This is a genomic window from Streptomyces sp. NPDC002886, from assembly GCF_042888445.1.
Classification (GTDB): Bacteria; Actinomycetota; Actinomycetes; order Streptomycetales; family Streptomycetaceae; genus Streptomyces.
On sequence record NZ_JBIAPV010000009.1, the window covers coordinates 97,799 to 118,979 of the forward strand.

General features: G+C 72.9%; 14 protein-coding genes. 5 read left to right on the top strand and 9 right to left on the bottom strand.

Translation table 11 applies throughout. The features are described from left to right. Window positions 1-97: 97 nt before the first annotated feature. On the top strand, window positions 98-1,282 hold the full coding sequence (locus tag ACFYYB_RS31615) for a globin domain-containing protein (RefSeq protein WP_389439611.1): 1,185 nt from the start codon (window positions 98-100) through the stop codon (window positions 1,280-1,282). Between the two features lie 63 nt (window positions 1,283-1,345). On the opposite strand, the gene ACFYYB_RS31620 is transcribed toward ACFYYB_RS31615, so the two are convergent. Beyond that, a complete protein-coding gene (locus ACFYYB_RS31620; RefSeq protein WP_389439613.1) occupies window positions 1,346-2,335 on the bottom strand; it encodes a nucleoside triphosphate pyrophosphohydrolase in 990 nt (329 codons plus the stop codon). A 30-nt stretch (window positions 2,336-2,365) separates the two neighbouring features. After that, a complete protein-coding gene (locus ACFYYB_RS31625) occupies window positions 2,366-2,986 on the bottom strand; it encodes a SurA N-terminal domain-containing protein (RefSeq protein ID WP_389439616.1) in 621 nt (206 codons plus the stop codon). Between the two features lie 176 nt (window positions 2,987-3,162). Here ACFYYB_RS31625 and ACFYYB_RS31630 point away from each other — a divergent pair, with 176 nt between their 5' ends. Continuing rightward, window positions 3,163-5,532 (top strand): YfhO family protein, encoded by a 2,370-nt coding sequence (locus ACFYYB_RS31630; protein WP_389439618.1) that lies wholly within the window; start codon window positions 3,163-3,165, stop codon window positions 5,530-5,532. On the opposite strand, the gene ACFYYB_RS31635 is transcribed toward ACFYYB_RS31630, so the two are convergent. The 3 genes from ACFYYB_RS31635 to ACFYYB_RS31645 form a co-directional block, all read right to left on the bottom strand. Further along, complete coding sequence (locus ACFYYB_RS31635; protein WP_327306385.1) at window positions 5,520-7,028, bottom strand: serine/threonine-protein kinase; 1,509 nt, start codon at window positions 7,026-7,028, stop codon at window positions 5,520-5,522. The genes ACFYYB_RS31630 and ACFYYB_RS31635 overlap by 13 nt on opposite strands. Continuing rightward, window positions 7,025-7,657 carry a hypothetical protein gene (locus ACFYYB_RS31640; RefSeq protein ID WP_389439620.1) on the bottom strand — a complete coding sequence of 211 codons (633 nt, stop codon included), beginning with the start codon at window positions 7,655-7,657 and terminating at the stop codon, window positions 7,025-7,027. Before ACFYYB_RS31640 ends, ACFYYB_RS31635 begins: the two co-directional genes overlap by 4 nt. Window positions 7,658-7,851: 194 nt before the next feature. Beyond that, window positions 7,852-9,975, bottom strand: coding sequence for an N-6 DNA methylase (locus ACFYYB_RS31645; RefSeq protein WP_389439622.1), 2,124 nt, complete (start codon window positions 9,973-9,975; stop codon window positions 7,852-7,854). A gap of 144 nt (window positions 9,976-10,119) precedes the next feature. Here ACFYYB_RS31645 and ACFYYB_RS31650 point away from each other — a divergent pair, with 144 nt between their 5' ends. Then, a complete protein-coding gene (locus ACFYYB_RS31650; RefSeq protein ID WP_389439624.1) occupies window positions 10,120-10,827 on the top strand; it encodes a hypothetical protein in 708 nt (235 codons plus the stop codon). A gap of 100 nt (window positions 10,828-10,927) precedes the next feature. On the opposite strand, the gene ACFYYB_RS31655 is transcribed toward ACFYYB_RS31650, so the two are convergent. Then, a complete protein-coding gene (locus ACFYYB_RS31655; RefSeq protein ID WP_389439626.1) occupies window positions 10,928-11,644 on the bottom strand; it encodes an HNH endonuclease family protein in 717 nt (238 codons plus the stop codon). A gap of 110 nt (window positions 11,645-11,754) precedes the next feature. Here ACFYYB_RS31655 and ACFYYB_RS31660 point away from each other — a divergent pair, with 110 nt between their 5' ends. After that, a complete protein-coding gene (locus ACFYYB_RS31660; RefSeq protein WP_327306380.1) occupies window positions 11,755-11,916 on the top strand; it encodes an Rv0909 family putative TA system antitoxin in 162 nt (53 codons plus the stop codon). Between the two features lie 92 nt (window positions 11,917-12,008). Here ACFYYB_RS31660 and mfd read toward each other — a convergent pair whose 3' ends face one another. The 3 genes from mfd to ACFYYB_RS31675 form a co-directional block, all read right to left on the bottom strand. Then, a complete protein-coding gene (mfd, locus tag ACFYYB_RS31665; protein WP_389439628.1) occupies window positions 12,009-15,545 on the bottom strand; it encodes a transcription-repair coupling factor in 3,537 nt (1,178 codons plus the stop codon). 242 nt (window positions 15,546-15,787) lie between these two features. After that, a complete protein-coding gene (locus ACFYYB_RS31670) occupies window positions 15,788-18,361 on the bottom strand; it encodes an ABC transporter permease (protein WP_389439630.1) in 2,574 nt (857 codons plus the stop codon). After that, complete coding sequence (locus tag ACFYYB_RS31675; protein ID WP_389439632.1) at window positions 18,358-19,134, bottom strand: ABC transporter ATP-binding protein; 777 nt, start codon at window positions 19,132-19,134, stop codon at window positions 18,358-18,360. Before ACFYYB_RS31675 ends, ACFYYB_RS31670 begins: the two co-directional genes overlap by 4 nt. Window positions 19,135-19,497: 363 nt before the next feature. Here ACFYYB_RS31675 and ACFYYB_RS31680 point away from each other — a divergent pair, with 363 nt between their 5' ends. Further along, on the top strand, window positions 19,498-21,168 hold the full coding sequence (locus ACFYYB_RS31680) for an MFS transporter (protein WP_389439634.1): 1,671 nt from the start codon (window positions 19,498-19,500) through the stop codon (window positions 21,166-21,168). The last annotated feature ends 13 nt before the right edge of the window (window positions 21,169-21,181 follow it).

The following is a 21,181-nucleotide window of genomic DNA, read 5'->3' on the forward strand; positions in this document are numbered from 1 at the left end:
GCGGCTGTCCGTAGATCGGCTCTGGCTTGACCTCACGTTCCCCGGCGTTCCTACTTTCGGTTTTGTGGATGTGAGGATCTTGAAAAGCAGCTTCGCGGTGGTGGAGAGACGGGCCGAGCACGCGGTCAAGTTCTTCTACTCCCACCTCTTCTGGCACAACCCCGGAGTCCGTGATCTCTTCCCGGCCTCCCTCGAAGACATGGAACGGCAACGGGACCGGCTCTTCGCCGCGCTCACCCATGTCATCGCCCACCTGGAGAACGAGACGCTCGTCCCCTATCTGCGCGACCTCGGCCGCGACCACCGCAAGTTCCTGGCGGGGCCCGAGCACTACGCGGCCGTGGGCACCAGCCTCATCGCCGCGCTCGCCGAGGCCTCCGGGTCCGCCTGGCACCCCCAGGTGGAGAAGGCCTGGTCAGAGGCGTACCAGGTGATCGCGGACGCCATGATGGCCGGCGCCGCCGAGAGCACGGACCCGCCCTGGTGGGACGCGGAAGTCGTACGCCACCTGCTGTACGGGGAGGACATCGGCGTCCTGACCCTCCGCCCGCACGTGCACTTCCCCCACGTCCCCGGCCAGTACGCGAGCGTGAGCAGCGACCGGGTGCCGACGACCTGGCGCACGTACTCCCTGGGCAACGCGCCCCGCACCGACGGCACGCTCGACCTGCACGTCAGCCGGATCGAGGGCGGCCGCCTCAGCACCGCCCTGATCCGCGAGACCCAGCCCGGGGACGTGCTGCGGCTGGGCGCGGCCGGCGGGCAGATGACCTTCCGCCGCGAGGACCGCCCGGTCAGCTTCATAGCCGCCGGCACCGGCTGGGCCCCGGTCCGCGCGATGCTGGAGGACCTGGCGGAACACCCTCCCGATCAGGACGCGCGGCTCTTCGTGGTCGCACGGGACGCCGCACACCTCTACGACCGCCCGCTCATCGACGCGTACGCGGACTCCCTCGACTGGCTGAGCGTCACCTACATCACCCCCGCCCCCGGCCAGCACCGCAACCAGGCCACCGACCGGCTGGCGACCGCGCTCAGCAACCGCGGGCTGTGGCCCGACCAGAACGTCTACCTGAGCGGTCCGCCGCAGTTCATCCGGGAGACCTCGAACCTCCTGGAGGAACTCGGCGCGCGCCCCGAAGGGATCTTCTACGACTCCGTACCCGCCAGTGGCAGGAGCCAGGAGGACGGAAGCCGACCGATGGGCTTCGGCGAGTGGTTCCTGAACCGCCCCGACCCGCACTGGCACAACCCGTCCGGCCGGGCTCCCCGGGAGCATTGAGGACACCGCTGCCTGACGCCGCCGCGGGTGCCACCCGCCGCTGAGGGCTACCGCCGCCGATGGCTACTCGCCGACGCCCTCGGCCCTGCGGATCGCGTCCCGGTAGGTCCGGGCCGCCGCGCGCAGCGCGGTCTCGGGGTCGGTCCCCGCCGCCTCGGCACGCGCCGCCAGTTCCAGCAGTTCGTACCCGACGCCCTCTCCGCGGGGCAGTTCCACGGGCACCGCCCCCGCACGGGCGCGGCCCGCCAGCTTGGCCGCGAGCGCGAGACCGGGCTGTCCGACCGGAATCCCGTCGGTCACCGACTCCCGCTGCTTCTCCTCCTGCTTGGTGCGCTGCCAGTGCGCGTGCACGTCCTGCGGGGTCAGCGCCGTCGCGTCGCCGAAGACGTGCGGGTGCCGGTGGATCAGCTTCTCGACGAGGGCCCCGGCCACGTCGTCGATGGAGAACGGCTCGTCCTCTTCACCGGGGCCGCCCTCCTCCGCGATGCGCGCGTGGAAGACCACCTGGAGCAGGACGTCCCCGAGCTCCTCGCGCAGTTCCTCCCGGTCCCCGGCCTCGATGGCCTCGACCAGCTCGTAGGCCTCTTCGATGGCGTACTTCGCCAGTCCCTCGTGGGTCTGCTCCGAGGTCCAGGGGCATTCGCGCCGGACCCGGTCCATGACCTGGACGAGGTCGAGCAGGCGTGCGCCGGGCAGGTCGTACGAGCCCGGCAGCAGCTCCAGGTCCGGTACGGCGACCCGGCCCGAGCCGGCGAAGCGGGCCAGCCCGTCGGTGAGGCGCCGGTCCCCCTCACCGCTGAGCAGGACGACGACGGTGTGCCCGCCGGCGCACTCCTCGATCAGCGCCTGGGCGTCGGGGGCCTCCAGGGCCACGTCGACGCCGGCCTCGCGCAAGTAGGGGAGCTGGACGTGGCCCGGGTCGGCGCACAGCACCCGGTCCGCGGCGTGCAGGGTCTGCCAGGCGGGCCAGGACAGCATGCCGGGGGCCACCCGGTGGCTGGTGGTCAGCAGCACGATGCGGCCGGTGGGCTCGGAGGACACGTCGTCAGTCACCCTCCGAACCTACCTCCCCCGGGCGAGCGCCTAGGCGCCGGCCGGGGGCTGCTCGGGCCGGGTGACCTGGGTGATCCACGGGGTCGAGTGCTCGCCGAGGGTGACCCGCTGGGGGTCCCAGACTCCGTAGCGCGGGTTGACCTCGATGCCGAGCTTGGCCGCGGCCTTCGCGGCGGGCTCGGCGAGCTTGCCCTCGCCGTACTTGGCGTTCAGCTTCTCGAAGAGCACCTGGTCGCGGACCCAGCGCTCGATCTGGTCGGGGGCGACGGCGGCCTTCTGCAAGATCGCCTCCTCGAAGGCCGCGGCCCCGCGGTTGCCCTCGTCGTACGCCTTGCGGGCGTCCTGGAGCTCCTTGGGGGTGACGTCGATCCCGGCGTCCTTCGCCATCCGGTCGAGGATCCGGCTCTGCAGCATCGTGCTGAGCTTGACCCGGTCGAGCTGCGGGACGGCCGCGATGAGCTCGGCCGCGTGTTCGGAGCTGTTCTGTGCGGTGCGGACGTCGTTCACCTGGGCCTGGAGCGCGGAGGTGGTGATCCGTTCGCCGCCGATCACGGCCGCGGTGCCGGGGCGGGCTTCGCCCGAGCACGCGGACAGCAGTGGGGCCGCCAGGAGCAGGGCGGCGGAAACGGAGAGCGCTGTGCGACGGTGCAAAGGAGCCTCCAGGGCCGGGAGATTGTGCTTCGGTGCACAAGGGCCGTGCGGTGATCGATGTTATGCAGTCGGGGTGATCAGAGCCACTGGTTCGACCAACGATTCCGGGGGTGTTGGGGTTCGCGTCCCTCAATGGCCACCCTTCGGCCCACCCGGGGTGCCACGGTCGGCCCACCATGTCGACACCGCACCGCTCCCCGCGCCGCCCGTCCCTGTTCGGCTCGGCGCTCGCCGCCCTGGTCACGGTGGTGGCCGTGGTCGCCGGAGACGCCGTGGCGCGCGTCTTCCCGTACGGGCCGCGCCACCGCAGCATCAACGACCTCGGCAATCAGTTCGTCCCCTTCCACGCACACCTGTGGGACCTGTTGCACGGGCGCGCCGCGGGCGGGCTGCTGCTGAACTGGCAGTCCGGGTACGGGACCAGCTTCCTGCCCGATTTCGGGACCTACCTGACCAGCCCGTTCGCCGTCCTGGTGGGGCTGTTCCCGCGCCAGGACATCGACCTCGCGGTGTACGTGGTCACCGTGCTCAAGGCGGCGGCCGCGGCGGCGGCGATGGCCTGGGTGCTGCGCACCCAGCGGCGCGGGCCGGGGTGGGCGGCGGGGCTGCTCGGGGCCTCGTACGCGCTGTGCGGCTGGTCGGTGATCGAGGCCTCGTACAACCCGATGTGGATGGACGGGCTGATCGCCTTTCCGCTCCTGTGTCTGACGGGTGAGTGGGCGCTGCGCGGGCGCCGGCCCGTGGCGGCCGTCGTGGTGGTGGCGCTCTGCTGGACGGCGAACTTCTACACCGCCTACATGGCGACGCTGGGCGCGGCCCTGGTGCTGCTGGTCCGGCTGCTCCTCGCCCGGGAGGGTGCGGCGGATCGGCTACGCGTCCTCGCGCGGGCGGCGTTGGCCACCGTGCTGGGCGTCGCCCTGTCGGCGCCGGTGCTCGTGCCCCTCTTCCTGAGCTCGAAGCAGGCCTACCCGGGGTGGTTCAAGCCCTTCGTGCCGGTGCCGGCCGAGGACCTGCTGGCCCGGCTGCTGCCCGCCACCTACTCCTTCTCCTCCCCCGCCCTGTTCATCGGCACCGGGACCCTGCTGCTCGCGGCGGCCCTGCCCTTCCACCGGGCCGCGGCCGGGCGGGAGCGGCTGCTGTGGACGGGGCTCGTCCTGCTGGTGCTGCTGTCCTTCCAGTGGATGCCGACGCACCTGGCCTGGCACCTCTTCGCGACGCCCAACGGCAGCCCGTACCGGCAGACCTTCGTGCTGGCCGGGATCGTGGTGATGGCCGCCTGGGCGGGGCTGTCGGCCGGCCCGCCCGGGCCGTGGGCACTGGCGGGCGGCGCCGGAGTGCTGGGGGCCGTCCTGCTCGGGGCGAGCGGGAGCGGGCGGGCGACCCCGTGGGGCCTCGCCCTCTTCGGCGGCGGCCTGGTCCTGGCGGGGGCCGCCTGGTGGGCGCTGCGCCACCGGCGGCTGGTCCTGCCGGCGGTGGCCGTACTGGCGCTGGTGCTGGTGGTCCAGGCGGCGGCGACCACCGCCAACGGGCAGCGGGGCAAGCTGGCGGGCCTGGACGACTACCCGGTGTGGGGCGCGGCGCACACCGCGCGGGCCGACGCCCTGAAGGGCGCCGAGGGCTGGCCCGCGTACCGCACGGACGCCGGGCGGCCGGCGCTGACCGGCAACGACCCGATGCTGCTGGGCGGGGAGGGCGGCGCGTACTACAGCAGCCACACCCCGGACCTGTTCACGCGGACCATGGTGGCCCTCGGGGCGGGCTGGACCTCGCGCGGGCGCAACGTGCAGAGCCTCGACAACCCGGTGACGGACGCCGTGTTCTCCGTCGGCGCCCGGCTGCGGCCGGACGGCACGGTGGCGCGGGCGGAGGTCCCGCCGCTGGTCACCGTCCGCCCGCCGGGCGTGGAACCGGCTTACGGGGCCTCGCCCTTCGCCAACCAGGAACTCCTGCTGGGCGCGCGGGTGTACGAGGATCCGCTCTCCCCCGGGGTCTGCCGGGCGGGGACCGAGGCCTTCCTGTGGGCCCCGGAGTACAACGGGACGGCCCGCCTCGCGGACGGGGCGGCCTTCCGGCTGAACGCCAACCCGCCGCGCAACAGGGCGGCCCTGCAGCCCCTGGGGCCCTCCCACGGCCCGGCCTCGGCGCTGCTCTTCGAGGGGGCGGCGCCGGCGCACCGGCAGCTGTCCTGCCTGGACCGCTCGCTGCTGACCGCGGCCGTCGCCCGGCTGCGGGCCACGGCGGCGGTGTCCGTACGGGTCGGCTCCTCGGGCGTCCACGCGGTGCTCCCGCCGGGCAGCACGGGGACGGCGGTGCTCTCCGTCCCCGCGATCGCGGGCTGGACCTGCAACGGGCGCCCGGCCTCCGCCCGGCTGGGCCTGGTCGCGATCCCGCTGGACGGCCGCACCACCGGCATCGCCTGTACCTTCCGCCCCCCGGGCCTCGTCCCGGGCGCGGCCGTGGCGGCCGGGGCCCTGCTGGTCCTGACGGCCCTGGTGGCCCTGCCGGCCCTGCGGCGGCGGACCCGGCCGGAGCCTCAGCGGACCTGACCCAGCCACAGCAGGGTGCGGCGGACCTCCTCGGTGAAGGGGTGGTTCGGGCCGTGCAGGCGTTCCGCGTCGAAGAGGAGGCGGGCCAGGGTGTCGTGGGCCGCCGGGCGGTCGCCGAGGGAGAGCAGCAGGTGCGCTATCCGGCGGCGGACCTCCAGCGGGAGGCCCGGGTCCGGGTTCGCGTAGTGGTTCTCGAAGAGCGGCAGCAGCGCCCGGTACTCGGCCAGGGCGGCCGCCGGTTCGCCCAGCTGCTCCAGGCACTGCGCCGCGTCGTAGCGGAAGCGCAGGGACTGCGGGTCGCCGGCCGGGAACTCCTCCGCGAGCCGCCGCAGTTCGGGCAGGGCGCGGCGGTACTGGCCGTCGTCCATCAGGGTGGCGGCGTACTGCTTGCGCAGGGAGCGGACCACCGGCGAGTGCGCGCCGTGCTGCTCGGCCGCCGCCGGGAGGATGCCACCGAGGATGTCCACGGCCTGGGTGAGCCTGCCCTGGTCGAGGAGCTTCTTGGCCTCCTCCACGGCCGCCGGGACGTCCGGCCGCGGCGGCGGGGGCGGGGTCGCGGGCCGGGGCGGGATCACGGTGGCGCGGTCGGGCCAGGGGGCCTGCGGGCGCAGGAAGGGGCGGGTCGGGTCGAGGGGGCCGGTCGGGGCGCCCGAGCCGTGGTGGGGCAGCAGCGGGGCGAGGGCCGCGTACACCGCCTGCGCGGAGGCGGGCCGGTCCTGCGGGTCCTTGGCCAGCAGCTTCAGCAGCAGGGCTTCCAGCTGCTGCGGGACCTCGGGACGCAACTGGCGCACCGGCAGCGGGGGTTCGTACAGGTGCCGGTGGAGCACCCCGAGCGCCGTGGAGCCGGCGAAGGGGACGTTGCCGGACAGCAGCTCGTACAGGACCACGCCGAGCGCGTAGAGGTCGGTGTGCGGGCCCACGGCTCCGCCCATGGCCTGTTCGGGGGCCATGTACGCGGGGCTGCCGATGGGCGAACCGGTGCTGGTGAGGCGGGTGGTGTCGGTGTCCATCACCGAGGCGACGCCGAGGTCCAGGACCAGCACGGTCCCGTCGGGGCGGACCATGACGTTGCGCGGCTTCAGGTCCCGGTGGACGATCGGCACCGCGTGCACGGCCGACAGCACCGAACACAGCTGCGCGATCACCGAGACCGCCCAGGGCCACGGATAGGGGTCGTGCTCGGCGAGGTGGTCGGCGAGGTCGGCGCCCTCGACGTAGCCCATGACGAGGTACAGCTCGTCGCCGTCGCTGCCCGCGTCGTGCACGGTGACCAGCCCGGGGTGGTCGACCTGGGCCGTGACCCGGCATTCGCGCACGAAGCGGCGGCGCAGCTCCTCGGCCACGGAGCCGGGGCCCGCGACCTTGTCGGGGCGCAGCAGTTTGACCGCGACGCGGCGGTCCAGGCGCCGGTCATAGGCCGTCCAGACCTGGCCCATGCCGCCCTGGCCGAGGATGGTGGCGAGCTGGTAGCGGTCGCCGATGAGCCGGTCCGTCACGGGCGGGGGTCCTCGTCGCGGGGCGGCTGCTGGCGGCGCAGGAGCTCGCTGAGCTCGTCGAGTTCGGCGCGGACCTGCCCGATGCGCGGGGGCGGGGTCGGGGCGGGCGTGGGCTCGGGGGCCTGCTGCGGGGGCTGGTGCGGCTGGGTCTGGTGGGGCTGCTGGTGCTGCTGCGGGCCGGTCTGGCCCACCGGCGGGTAGCCGTAGGCGGGCCTGGTCTGCTGCTGGGGCGGTACGTAGGAGGAGGCGGGCGGCGGGTACCAGCCGGCCGCGGCGGGCCCGGCCTTGAGCGCCTCGAAGTGCCGGATCTCGGCGACGAGGTAGTAGATGCACACCGCGAGGCCGGTCAGGAGGATGCCGAAGGCCCCCGCATTGCCCTGCCAGCCGCTGGTGTCGGGAGTCGGGTCCGCGCCGATCAGCGCGAGCGAGACGACCTCGGCCGCGATGGAGCCTCCCATCAGCCACCAGTCCCGGGGCTTGCGGGTGACCAGCGCGAGCCGCAGCATCGTCCCCCAGGCGAGGAACCCGCAGCTCAGGATGGGCAGCAGCGCGAACAGCACGCGCAGGGCCACCACGCCCCCGGTGCTGGGCTGGTGACCGTGGGGCGGCGGAGTGCCGGGGCCGTGCATCGCTGCTCCTGACGGGCCGTGCGGAGGAAGGGCGGAGGAAGGACGGAGAAAAGGCGGAAGGACGAGGAAACCGCGGAGGATTCCGGGTCAGAGCGTATACAGCGTTCCCGGCCGGGAGTGAGGGGATGCGCTCAACCGTTGTACGGTCGCAGCCCCGGGCGGTCGCCCGCCCCGGCCGGAGACGGCCCGAGGGCTCATTCCGGCCGGACCGTGCCGTCCGACAGCCCGTCGTACAGCCCCTGTACGAGCTGCTCCCCGAGCCGGGCGGCCAGCCTCAGGGCGTCCTCGAACTCGGCCAGCGCCCGGAACCGCGCCCCGTAGACCTCCTGCTCCGTCCGCGGCAGCCGGGGCAGTTCGAGGCGGCGCACGTCGAGCCGGGTCGTGGTGGAGGCGTGGCTGCTGGCGCGCCGGTTGTTGGCGGTGGCGCGCAGGAAGCCGGCCAGGAACCAGGGGTCCAGCGCGGCCGGGTCGGGCCGCAGCAGCTGCAGGCCCCGGCCGAGCGCCGCCCCGGCGGTGGCGGCGTCGACCACGCGGGCCACGCCGGCGCCACCGGTGAGGGGGACGACCACATCGCCGGGCGCGGTCAGCAGCGGCTGTTCCGCGGCGTCGGCCAGGGTGCCGGAGGGGCCGGTGCCGGCGCTCACGTCGTACTCGGTCAGGACGGGGGCACCGCCCGCGCCGCTGCCGGTGCCCGTGTACAGCAGCAGGGCTCCGGCGCGGGCGAGTTCGCCGACGGTGGTCAGCGGCAGCCGGGCCGGCGCGGCGGCGGGACGGTCCGGGGAGGCGGCGGGCGGGGCCGGCGGGGTGAGCCGGGCCGCGCGGGTCAGCGTCGAGTCCAGCCGGTCCCGTACGGCGGTCAGCTCGGCCACACCGCCGCCCGCGGCGGGCGGCGGCAGGTGGCGGGCCGGGGTCAGGTCCACGTCGTCGTCGAGCAGCTCCACGACCGGCACCACGCGGCGCACGCCGGGAACGTCCGGTACCTCCGGGGCCGGGCCGCCGCGCTCGTACGCCGCCCAGGCCTCCTCCACCGCGCCGTGCACGGCGGCCCACCCGGCCCGCCCGGTACCCGGTCCGGGACCGTCGGCGAGTGCGGCGGTGTCCACGAGGAGCAGCCCGGAGGGGGCCGCCGCGTGCGGGGCGGGCCTGCGCAGCACCCACAGGTGCAGCGGGATCCCGTACGGCGGCGCGGCGCCGGCCGGGAGGGCCACGACGGCCCGCAGCGCGCCCCGGCGCAGCAGATCGGCGCGGATGCGGCGGCCGGAGCGGCGGGCGGCGGCGGCGGGCGGCATCAGCATGACGGCGGTGCCGCCCTCCCGCAGGTGGGCCAGGGCGTGCTGGACCCAGGCGAGTTCGGACTCCGCGCGGGCCGGCAGCCCGTACTCCCAGCGCGGGTCGTAGGACAGCTCCTCGTGGCCCCAGTTGCGTTCGTTGAACGGCGGGTGGCAGAGCACGGCGTCGACCGGCTCGGCGGCGGGGCGCGCGAAGGCGTCGGCGCGCAGGCTGTCGGCGGCCGCCGCGCGGACCGGGGCGTCCGACTGGAGGGCGAGGCGCAGGGCGGCGAGGGAGGCGAGTTCCGGCGAACTGTCCTGGGCGTAGCGGGTAATGGCTCCGGGGACGGCCCGTAGCAGGGTGCCGGTGCCGCAGGCGGGGTCCAGGACGGTCTGGGGGGAGGGCCCGGCGAGGGCGGCCATGAGGGCGGCGAGGCCGTCCGGAGTGAGCGTGTACTGGCGGGGGTTGGCCTCGAGGTGTCGGCCGAGCAGGAACTCGAAGGCGCCCTTGGTGCCGAGTTCGGCGGCGAGTTCGGCGGCGGCTCGCAGGAAGGGCACGGAGGCGGGCGCCAGGGGGGCGCCGGCTCCGAGCGGGTGCACGGGCCCGAACCGCAGGGCGAGCACCCGGTCGATGGCGGGCGCGAGCAGGGTGGCCATCCGCTCGTCGGAGACGGCCGCGGCCTCCAGCCACTCCCTGGGCCGGTCGCGTACGAGGAGCAGCGCGCTCCCGGCCTTGACGAGCGCGGCCACGGAGCCGCCGGGGTGGGCCGCGACGTACTGCCAGACGCGCTCGCGCAGCGGGACCTCGGCCAGCTTGCCCTGGGCCCGGAGCCAGTCGGTGACCTCGGCCAGCGCGAAGGAGGGGCTGGTCTCGGTGCCGCCGACGGGGCGGGGGAAGTCGGCGTGCCTGCGGCGCCAGTTGCTCACGGCGGCGCGGCCGACTCCCGCGAGGCGGGCGATGTCGGCGGCGGTGACTTCGGGGGCGGCTTCGACGGGGGCTTCGACGGCGGCTTCGGTGGGGGCTTCGGTGGGGGGCTTCTGCTCCGGCATGCGCGCGAGCATACAGCTGCAAAGAGGAGAGACCCATTCACAGTGTGAATTTAACAATCTCTCAGAAACTCGTTGACTCGGTTCACAGGCTCTGTTGTGATGATCCCACCGAACAGGCCGTCAGATCAGGCAGGAGCCACACACATGTCCCACACCACGCGCACCAGTTGGATCGCCCGCGCCGCTCGCACCGAGGTCCTGGCGGGATGCGGCGCGGCCGTCGCCCTCGTGACGCTCACCGCATGCGGCGGCGACACCACCACCGACAAGGGCGCCGACGCGGCCGCCTCGAAGCCGGCGGCGAAGAGCAGCGCCCCGGCCGCGGCCCCCGCCGCGGGCAAGGCGAAGTCGGCCATCAAGGGCAGCGGCACCTTCCAGGTCGGCTCCGACGTCCAGCCCGGCCTGTACCGCTCGGCGGGCAACAAGGCCGACGGCAACTGCTACTGGGAGCGCGCCAAGGACTCCAAGGGCGAGCCGGAGTCGATCCTCGACAACGCCAACGTCGTGGGCCTCTCCTACGTGGCCATCGGCGCCACCGACAAGATCTTCAAGACCGAGGGCTGCAAGGGCTGGGAGCTCGTGGACCCGAAGGCCAAGGGCACTCCGAAGGCCGACGTCTCTGGCAAGGGCGGCATGCTCAAGGTCGGCGTCGACATCGCCCCGGGCACCTACAAGTCCGCCGGCTCCACCGAGGACGGCAGCGGCTGCTACTGGGAGCGCACCAAGGACGCGACCGGCAGCCTCGACACGGTCATCGCCAACGAGAACCCCGAGGGCCAGGCCGTCGTGACGATCGCCGCCGGGGACGGCTTCTTCACGACGGTCGACTGCCAGGACTGGAAGAAGAGCTGATCGAGGCCCGCTCCAGCAGGGGCTCGGAGGGGCCGAACCAGGGGGCGGATCCAAGGGGCGGATCCAAAGGGCGGGACCAGGGGGCGGATCCGGGGGCGGATCAGCGCAGCCGCTCCGGCGGGCGGGTGGAATTGCCGCCGGTCGGCAGGCGCTCCCCCGGGCAGCCGGTCAGGACCCGCTTCATCGCGTCGCGCTCGCCGGCCGTGACCCACAGACCGTACTTCCGCTTGACCGCGATCTGGGCCGCGACGTAGCGGCAGCGGTACCCGCGGTCGGGTGGAAGCCAGGTGGCCGCGTCACCGTCCCCCTTCTTGCGGTTCGCCGCGGCGTCGACCGCGAGGAGGTTCAGCGGATCATTGGCGAAGGCGATCCGCTTGCCCTTGTCCCAGCCCCCGGCCCCCTTCTGCCAGGCGTCGGAGAGGGCCACGATGTGGTCGATGTCCACGCCGGTGCGGCCCCGCTCGTGCGGAATGCGGGCACCGGTGTAGGGGTCCTTCTCCAGCACCCCGGTCAGCACCTTGCAGCCGTCCTTGAAGGTGGTCCGGGCCAGGTCCCGCTTGAGGATGTCCTCGCGGGTCCCGCAGCCGCTGCCGTCGGTGTCCAGCCAGCCCTTGCCGAACCGCTCGCGCCCGTACCCCGTCTTCGGCGCCCGCCCCTTGACCGCGAGCCCGTCCACCGAGGCCAGGGCCACCGGCCCGTTGGCCGGGCCGGGTGCGTTCGCACTCGCACCGGCCCCGGCCCCGGGGGGCGCCGCACAGCCGGGGACGGCGGCGGCGGAGGCGAGCAGGAGGGCGGAGAACAGCAGGCGGGGACGCATAGGACAAGATCATAAACTCCCTGCCTTTACGGGACGTTCCGACTCTCCAGCGGGCGAACCGCCCCAAACCGGCGTAGCGTCGCAGACGGGATTACGGAAGGAGCCCGAGCATGGGGATTTTCGACAGGTTCAAGGACAAGGGCAAGGACATCTCCGACAACCTCGAACAAGAGGCCAACGAGAAGACCGGCAACAAGTACGCGGACCAGATCGACAAGGCCCAGCAGACGATGGAAGAGAAGCTCGGCATCGACGACGACCCGAACAAGTAACCCCCGCGGAACGCGAACGGCCGCGACCGGGGACCGGAAGGTCCCCGACGCGGCCGTCGCCGTACCCACACCCGTCGCTACGGGCGCCCCGCCTACGAACCGAGGATCGTGGCGAGGAACTCCCCGGTCCAGCCGAGCAGTTCCCGTCCGACCAGCGGCTTCCCGCCCACCCTGGCCGTCTTCGGCCGCGGCACCAGCACCTGCGACGCGGCCGGCTTGATGACCGACCCCGGGTAGAGCCGCTTCAGCCGCAGCTCCTGCGATTCGCGCAACTCCACCGGCCCGAAGCGGATGTTGGGGCCCTGGAGGGTGATGTCGCCGACCCCGCAGGCACGGGCGAGCATCCGCAGTCCGGCCACCAGCAGCAGGTTCTCCACCGGCTCCGGCAGCTTGCCGTAGCGGTCGGTGAGCTCCTCGCGGACCGCCTTGACGTCCTCCTCGGAGTTGGCCGCCGCGATGGACCGGTACGCCTGGAGGCGCAGCCGCTCGCCCGGCGCGTAGTCGTGCGGGACGTGCGCGTCGACCGGCAGCTCGATCTTGACCTCCAGCGGCGGCTCCTCCTCGACCGATCCGTCGACGGCCGACCGGTAGTCCGCCACGGCCTCGCCGACCATCCGGATGTAGAGGTCGAAGCCGACGCCCGCGATGTGGCCGGACTGCTCGCCGCCGAGCAGGTTGCCCGCGCCGCGGATCTCCAGGTCCTTCATCGCCACGTACATGCCGGCGCCCATCTCGGTGTGCTGGGCGATCGTCGCGAGCCGCTCGTGCGCGGTCTCGGTCAGCGGCTTCTCCGGCGGGTAGAGGAAGTACGCGTACCCGCGCTCGCGGCCACGGCCCACGCGGCCGCGCAGCTGGTGCAGCTGGGAGAGGCCGAAGTTGTCGCCGCGCTCGACGATGAGGGTGTTGGCGTTGGAGATGTCGATGCCGGATTCGACGATCGTCGTGGAGACGAGGACGTCGAACTTCTTCTCCCAGAAGTCCACCACGACCTGTTCCAGGGCCTGTTCGGACATCTGGCCGTGCGCCGTCGCGATGCGCGCCTCGGGCACGATCTCGCGCAGCTTGGCGGCCGCCCGGTCGATGGACTCGACCCGGTTGTGGATGTAGAAGCACTGGCCCTCGCGGAGCAGCTCGCGGCGGATCGCGGCGCCGATCTGCTTCTCCTCGTAGGGGCCGACGAAGGTCAGGACCGGGTGGCGCTCCTCGGGCGGGGTGGTGATCGTGGACATCTCGCGGATGCCGGTGACGGCCATCTCCAAGGTGCGCGGGATCGGGGTCGCCGACATCGTCAGCACGTCCACGTTGGCGCGCAGCTTCTTCAGCTGCTCCTTGTGCTCGACTCCGAACCGCTGCTCCTCGTCGACGATGACCAGGCCCAGGTCCTTGAACTTCGTCTCCTGCGAGAACAGCCGGTGCGTGCCGATGACGATGTCGACCGAGCCCTCCTTGAGGCCCTCCAGCGTCGCCTTGGACTCGCTGTCGCTCTGGAAGCGCGACAGCGCCTTCACCTTGACGGGGAACTGCGCGTACCGCTCGGAGAAGGTCCCGAAGTGCTGCTGCACCAGCAGGGTGGTCGGGACGAGCACGGCGACCTGCTTGCCGTCCTGGACCGCCTTGAAGGCGGCGCGGACCGCGATCTCGGTCTTTCCGTAGCCGACGTCTCCGCAGATCAGCCGGTCCATGGGGACCGACTTCTCCATGTCTTCCTTGACCTCGGCGATGGTGGTGAGCTGGTCGGGGGTCTCCGCGTACGGGAAGGCGTCCTCCAGCTCGCGCTGCCAGGGGGTGTCGGGGCCGAAGGTGTGGCCGGGGGCCGCCATGCGGGCGCTGTAGAGCTTGATGAGGTCGGCGGCGATCTCCTTGACCGCCTTCTTCGCGCGCGCCTTGGTCTTGGTCCAGTCGGCTCCGCCGAGCCGGTGCAGCGTCGGGGCCTCGCCGCCGACGTACTTGGTGACCTGCTCCAGCTGGTCGGTGGGGATGTAGAGGCGGTCGCCGGGCTGCCCGCGCTTGGCCGGCGCGTACTCGACGAGCAGGTACTCGCGGGTGGCGCCCTGCACGGTGCGCTGGACCATCTCGATGTAGCGGCCGACGCCGTGCTGCTCGTGGACGATGTAGTCGCCGACCTCCAGGGTGAGGGGGTCGATCGTCTTGCGGCGCCGGGTCGGCATCCGGCCGAGGTCCTTGGTGGCGGTGCGCTGACCGGTCAGGTCGGTCTCGGTGAGGACGGCGAGCTTGAGGACCGGGTCGACGAAGCCGTTGTCGAGGGAGCCGCACGAGACGTGGACCAGCGAGGGCTCCAGGACGTTGACGTCCGCCTCCAGGCGGGCCGCGATGCCCTCGCCGCCGAGCACCTCGACGGTGCGGGCGGCCGGGCCGTGGCCCTCGGTGAGGTAGACGGTGCGCCAGCCGTCGGCGAGCCAGGCCTTGGTGTCGGCGAGCGCGCGGGAGGTGTCGCCGCGGTAGGCCTCGGGGGCGTGCATGCCGAGGCTGAGGGTGTCGCGGCCGGTCGCGCCCGCCTCATCGGCGGCGAAGGGGGACACCGACCACCACATCATGCCGAGCTCGCGCGCGTGCTCCCGTACGTCGGCGATCCCGCGGAGCGAGGCCGCGCCCACGTCGATGGGGGCCTCGCCGCCGCCGGCCGTGGCGGCCCAGGAGGCCATCAGGAACTCCTGCGAGGTCGCCACCAGGTCCGAGGCCCGTGTCCGCACCCGCTCCGGATCGCACACGACGGCCATCGAACCGGCCGGCAGTACGTCGATCAGCAGCTCCATGTCGTCGACCAGGACCGGCGCCAGGGACTCCATGCCCTCGACGGCGATGCCTTCGGCGATCTTGTGGAGCAGTTCGCCCAGCTCGGGGTGGAGCTCGGCGAGGGCCGCGGCGCGCCCGCGCACCTCGTCGGTCAGCAGCAGTTCCCGGCAGGGCGGGGCCCACAGGCCGTGCTCGGCGATCTCCAGGGAGCGCTGGTCGGCGACCTTGAAGTAGCGGATCTCCTCGACCTCGTCGCCCCAGAACTCCACGCGCAGCGGGTGCTCCTCGGTGGGCGGGAACACGTCGAGGATGCCGCCGCGCACCGCGAACTCGCCGCGCTTCTCGACGAGCTCCACCCGGGCGTACGCGGCTGCGGCGAGTGCCTGCGTCACCGCGCCGAGGTCCACGCTCTCGCCCTGGCGCAGGCTCACCGGGACCAGGTCCCCGAGCCCCTTGACCTGCGGCTGGAGCACGGAGCGGATCGGCGCGACGACCACGGAGACCGGGCCTGCGGCGGGATCGTCCTTGCTGGGGTGCGCGAGGCGGCGCAGTACGGCGATCCGGCGGCCCACGGTGTCGCTGCGCGGGCTCAGCCGTTCGTGCGGCAGCGTCTCCCAGGAGGGGTACTCCGCGACCTCGTCGGGGTTGAGCATCGAGCGCAGCGCGGCGGCCAGGTCCTCCGCCTCCCGGCCGGTGGCGGTGACGGCGAGCACGGTGCGCCCGGTACGGGCGGCCAGCGCGGCGATGGCGAAGGGCCGCGCGGCGGCCGGGCCGACGAGGTCCACGTGCATGCGGTTGCCGTCACCGGCCGCGGTGATCGCCTCTGCGAGTGCGGGGTCCCGGGTGACGGCGTCGAGCAGTCCGTGCAGGCTCATGAAGGCGGCTTTCCGTCCGGTGAGGTGCGGCGCGTCCCCGCGAGGCGGCAACGCGAAGGACCCGACACGTCGAACGGGCCGGGGGTTCCCACCCTACGACGCGGCTCCGACACCCGCGCGTGGGATCCGGGTCCCCCGTGGGGGTGACGGCGAGCACCCGGTGCCCTCCGGAACGACCCCGGCCCCGCCCCACCCGAAAGGGCGGGGCGGGGCCAGGGCTCCCCCGAACGACCGACCGGTGACTACTCGCTGGCGATCGCGTTCAGGACGTTCATCCGGCCCGCCCGGAAGGCCGGGACCAGGGCGGCCAGCAGGCCGACCAGGGCGGAGCCGGCGAACACACCGAGGATGGTGGGCCACGGGATCTCGAGGATCTTCATGCCCTGCAGTGCGAGGAGCTGGTGGGCGGTGGCGCCCCAGCCCATGCCCAGACCGAGGCCCAGCAGGGCTCCGAAGAGGGCGATGACCACGGACTCCAGGCGGATCATGCGGCGCAGCTGGCGGCGGGAGAGACCGATGGCGCGCATCAGGCCGATCTCGCGGGTCCGCTCGACCACCGAGAGGGCCAGGGTGTTCACCACACCCAGGACCGCGACGATGATCGCGAGGGCGAGGAGGGCGTAGACCACGTTCAGCAGCTGGCCGACCTGGTCCTTCAGCGCCTGCTTGTAGTCCGTCTGGTTGAGCACCTGGTACTGCGGGTACTCGGCCAGCGCCGACTTGACCGCCGCGTAGGCGGCGTCGTCCTGGCCGTCCTTCGCGGTGGCCAGCACCATGAAGGGCCGGGGCATCTTGTCGGCGGGCAGGTTCGCCTCGGCGACGGCGGTGCTGACGTACTTCATGCCCTTGTCGAGGTTGCCCTCGTCGCTGGTGATCGCCGCGACCTTGAGCTTGGTGGTCTTGCCGCCGGTGAAGGCGACCGTCAGCTCGTCACCGAGCTTCACCCGGTGCTTCGTGGCGAACTCGGAGCCCACCGACATCGAGCCCGGCTTGTACGCGTCCGCGTGCTCGCCGGCGATCATCTTGCGGCGGATGTCCTTGGCGTAGGTGGGGTCCTGGACCCCGAGCCCGTAGATCTCGGAGCTGCCGTCGGGGGCGGTGATCTTGGCGTCGACCTCCCGGTAGGCGGTGACGTGCGCCAGGCCCTGTGTGGCCCGCAGCGCTTCCTCGGCCTGCGGTACGACCGGCTGCCCGGTCTGGGACTGGACGATGAAGTCCGCGCCGACCGACTTGTCGAGCTCGTCGGTGGCCGAGGCCACCATCGAGGAGCCGACCACCGACAGGCAGGCGACCAGCGCCAGGCCGATCATCAGCGCGGCGGCGGTGGCACCGGTGCGGCGCGGGTTGCGCAGCGCGTTGCGCTCGGCGAGGCGGCCTATGGAGCCGAAGGGCCGCAGCACCGGGGCGGACAGGGCCCGGACCACGACGCCCGCGAGGAGCGGGCCGATCACGATGAAGCCGATGAGGGTGAACAGGACACCCAGCCCCAGCCACTGCGCTCCGGTGCCGGCGGCGTCGGCGGTGCCGGCGAGGTACAGGGCCGCGGCGCCGATGCCGGTGAGGCCGAGGCCCAGGGCGGCGCGGATCCGTCCGGCCTTCTTGTCGCCGGGGGTGCCGGACTCGCGCAGGGCGGCCATCGGGGAGACCTTGCCGGCCCGGCGGGCGGGTATGAAGGCGGAGACGACGGTGACGACGACGCCGAGGACGATGCCGATGACCGGGGTGGTCCAGGCGATGGTGAGGTCGTCGGTGGACATGCTCATGCCCATCTGATTCATGAGCTGCATCAGGCCGACGGCCAGGCCGACGCCGGCGCCGACGCCGAGGATCGAGCCGACCACGCCGAGGAGCAGGGCCTCGATGACCACCGACTTGAGGACCTGGCCGCTGTTCGCCCCGATGGCCCGCATCAGGCCGATCTCACGGGTGCGCTGGGCGACCAGCATCGAGAAGGTGTTGAAGATCAGGAAGATCCCGACGAGGAAGGCGATCGCGGCGAAGCCGAGCATCACCCACTTCATGATGTCGAGGAAGTCCATGTTCTTCTTGTTCGCGTCCGCGGCTTCCTTCGCGGTCTGCAGCTTGTAGGTGTCGGCGCCGAGGGCGGCGGCGACATTCGCCTTGAGCTGCGCGTCGCTCACCCCGTCCTTGGCGGCGACGTTCACGTGGGTGAAGACGTCGGGGGCGCCGAGCAGCTTCTGCTGCGAGGTGGCGGTGTCGAAGTAGACGACGGTCGCGCCCGGGTTGGTCACGGTGAAGGCGGCGATACCGGTGATCTTGGAGCGGATGTCACCGGTGACGGTGATCGTGCGGATGTCGTCACCGAGCTTCAGGTGGTGCTTCTTCGCGGTGTCGCTGTCGATCATCACGTCGGTGGGGCCGCGCGGGGCCTGCCCCTCGATGATCTTCATCGACTTCAGTTCGTTCTCGGTCCAGTTGCCCGACAGCGTCGGGGCTCCGCTGGTCGAGCCGAGGTTCTCGTTCTTGGAGTTGACGACGGTGACCGCCATCGAGAAGACGCCGCCCTCGACGGACTTCACGCCCTCGGCCTTCTCCACCTGGCCGACGACGGAGGCGGGCAGCGACAGCGGCTTGCCGGTGTCGGGGGTCTCCCCGCTGCTCTCGACCTCCTTCGGGCTGACCGTGACATTGGAGTTGGTGACCGCGAACAGCTTGTCGAAGGTCGTGTTCATGGTGTCCGTGAACACCAGCGTCCCGCAGACGAAGGCGACGGACAGCAGGACGGCCACGGCGGAGAGCGCCATCCGCCCCTTGTGCGCGAAGAAATTGCGCCGCGCGGTCTTCATGACGGTCATGACGTCCGCCCACGGGCATCGAAGTCCTTCATGCGGTCCAGGACCTGGTCGGCGGTGGGCCGGTGCATCTCGTCCACGATCCGGCCGTCCGCGAGGAAGATGACGCGGTCCGCGTAGGAGGCGGCGACCGGGTCGTGGGTGACCATGACGATGGTCTGGCCCAGCTCGTTCACCGAACGGCGCAGGAAGCCGAGGACTTCCGCGCCGGCCCGGGAGTCGAGGTTTCCGGTCGGCTCGTCGCCGAAGATGATCTGGGGCCGGGAGGCCAGGGCGCGGGCGACCGCCACACGCTGCTGCTGGCCGCCGGAGAGCTCGGTCGGGCGGTGCTTGAGGCGGCCCGCCAGGCCCACCGTCTCCACGACCCGGTTCAGCCACTCCCGGTCGGCCTTGCGGCCGGCGATGTCCATGGGGAGCGTGATGTTCTCCAGGGCGTTGAGCGTCGGCAGCAGGTTGAAGGCCTGGAAGATGAAGCCGATCCGGTCCCGGCGCAGCTGCGTGAGCTTCTTGTCCTTCAGCCCGGTGATCTCGGTGTCGTCCAGGAAGATCTGGCCGCTGGTCACCGTGTCCAGGCCGGCCAGGCAGTGCATCAGCGTGGACTTGCCGGAGCCCGAGGGCCCCATGATCGCGGTGAACCGGCCGCGGTGGATGTCCACGTCCACCGCGTCGAGGGCAACCACCCGCGTCTCGCCGGAGCCGTAGGCCTTGACGACCTTCCGCGCCCGCGCCGCGACGGCCTCATGCCCTCCAGTACCCCCGTGCCTGGTTTCGGTCATAGCCGTTGTCACGGTGTTTCCCCTCGTTCTGCCGCGTACGGTCGTCGGTTCGATGTCACTCGGCGCGCTGTGACGCGCTTCATTCGAAGTCTGCTGGGCGGGGTGCCGCGGCGCGCTGGTGCCAATCGCCGTATCCATAGGGGTGCTAGCCCTACCCCCCGGACTCCCGCCCTGTAGACACCAGTTAAGGACCCCCGCGCGCTTTCCTCCTCCTCCCCTGGGACGAAGCGCCCCTGGATCCTTATGAGGACCAACCCCTAGGGGATCTCGCCCGTTGGGACGAGGCGCACTGAGGGGATACCGCCCCGCAATGCCGCAGTGAGATGGTGTCCGCGCAGGTACGCACGGGGGGAAGGGTTTTTCATGGGCTCAGGGGAGAGCGCGGGCGCGAGTACCGGCGACAGTGCCGGAGGCATACCCCGGGGCGGAGCCGCCGGATCCGGAGACCAAGCCTCCGCCAAGAAGGGTGCCACGCCGGGTCCGCCCACGACCCCGGCCACGACCCCGGCTCCAGCCCCAGCCCCCGGGGCTCAGCCCCCGCCCGAGCGACCCCGTACGGCCGTCGTCGCCGCCCTGATGCTGACCATGGGCCTCGTCGCCCTGGACGCCGCCATCGTCGCCACCGCCGTCCCGCAGATCGTCGGCGACCTCGGCGGCTTCGCCGTCTTCTCGTGGATCTTCTCGGGCTACGTCCTGGCCGGAACCGTCACCCTGCCCGTCTACGGCAAGCTCTCCGACACCTACGGCCGCAAGCCCGTCCTGCTCCTCGGCATCAGCCTCTTCCTGTTCGGCTCGCTGCTGTGCGCGGCCGCCTGGAACATGGCCGCCCTCATCGCCTTCCGGATCCTCCAGGGCCTGGGCGGCGGCGCCCTGCAGGGCACCGTCCAGACCCTGGCCGCCGATCTCTACCCGCTCAGGGAACGGCCGCGCATCCAGGCCCGGATGTCCGCGGTCTGGGCCACCTCGGCACTGGCCGGCCCCGCGCTCGGCGGGCTGATCGCCACGTACACCGACTGGCGCTGGATCTTCCTGCTCAACCTGCCGCTGGCCGCCGCCGCCCTGTGGATCATCAGCCGCCACCTGGTCGAGCCCACCCTGCCCCCCGGCCGCACCGGCCCGGTCGACTGGCGGGGGGCCGTCGCCGTCTTCGCCTGCGGGGGGCTGCTGCTCTTCGCGCTGGTGCAGGGCGGAGTCGCCTGGCCCTGGCTGTCGGCACCCTCGCTGGGGCTGCTGGGCGCCAGCGCCGCGCTGGGCGCGCTCGTCGTCCGGATCGAACGCCGGGCCGAGCAGCCCATCCTGCCCGGCTGGGTGTGGCGCCGGCGCACCATCGCCGCCGTGAACCTGGCCATGGCCGGGCTCGGGCTGCTGATGGTCGCCCCGATGGTCTTCATGCCGACGTACGCCCAGAGCGTCCTGGGCCTCGGCCCGACCGGCGCCGGCCTGGTCACCTCCGCGATGACCCTGAGCTGGCCGATCAGCGCCGCCCTCGCCCAGCACGTCTACCGGCGCATCGGCTTCCGCGACACCGCCGCCACCGGGGTCGCCCTGGCCGCCGCCGTCCTCGGCGCCTTCACCCTGCTCCCCTACCCCCCGCCGGTCTGGCAGCCCGTCCTGATCATGCTGCTGCTGGGCGGGGCCCTCGGCCTCTTCCAGCTCCCGCTGATCGTCGGGGTCCAGTCCACGGTGGGCTGGCAGGAGCGCGGAACCACCACGGCCTCGGTGCTGTTCTGCCGCAACGTCGGGCAGAGCGTCGGAGCCGCTCTCCTGGGGGCCGTGGCCAACGCCACCATCGCCGGCCGGCTGGCCGACGCCCCGGTGGCGGGTCTCCCCTCGAACCTGGACGACGTCTCCAAGGCCCTGGCCCACCCCGGCCTCCTCGCCCCCGAGGCCGCCGAGTACCTGCGCCGGGCCGTGGCCGCCGCCGGGGACCACATCTTCCTCGGCGCGACCCTGGCGGCGGCCGCGTCGGCGCTGGTGCTGCTGCTGGTGGCGCCGCGGCGGTTCCCGGTGCTGCCGGAGCAGCGCGAGGGCTGAAACCGGGCAACTT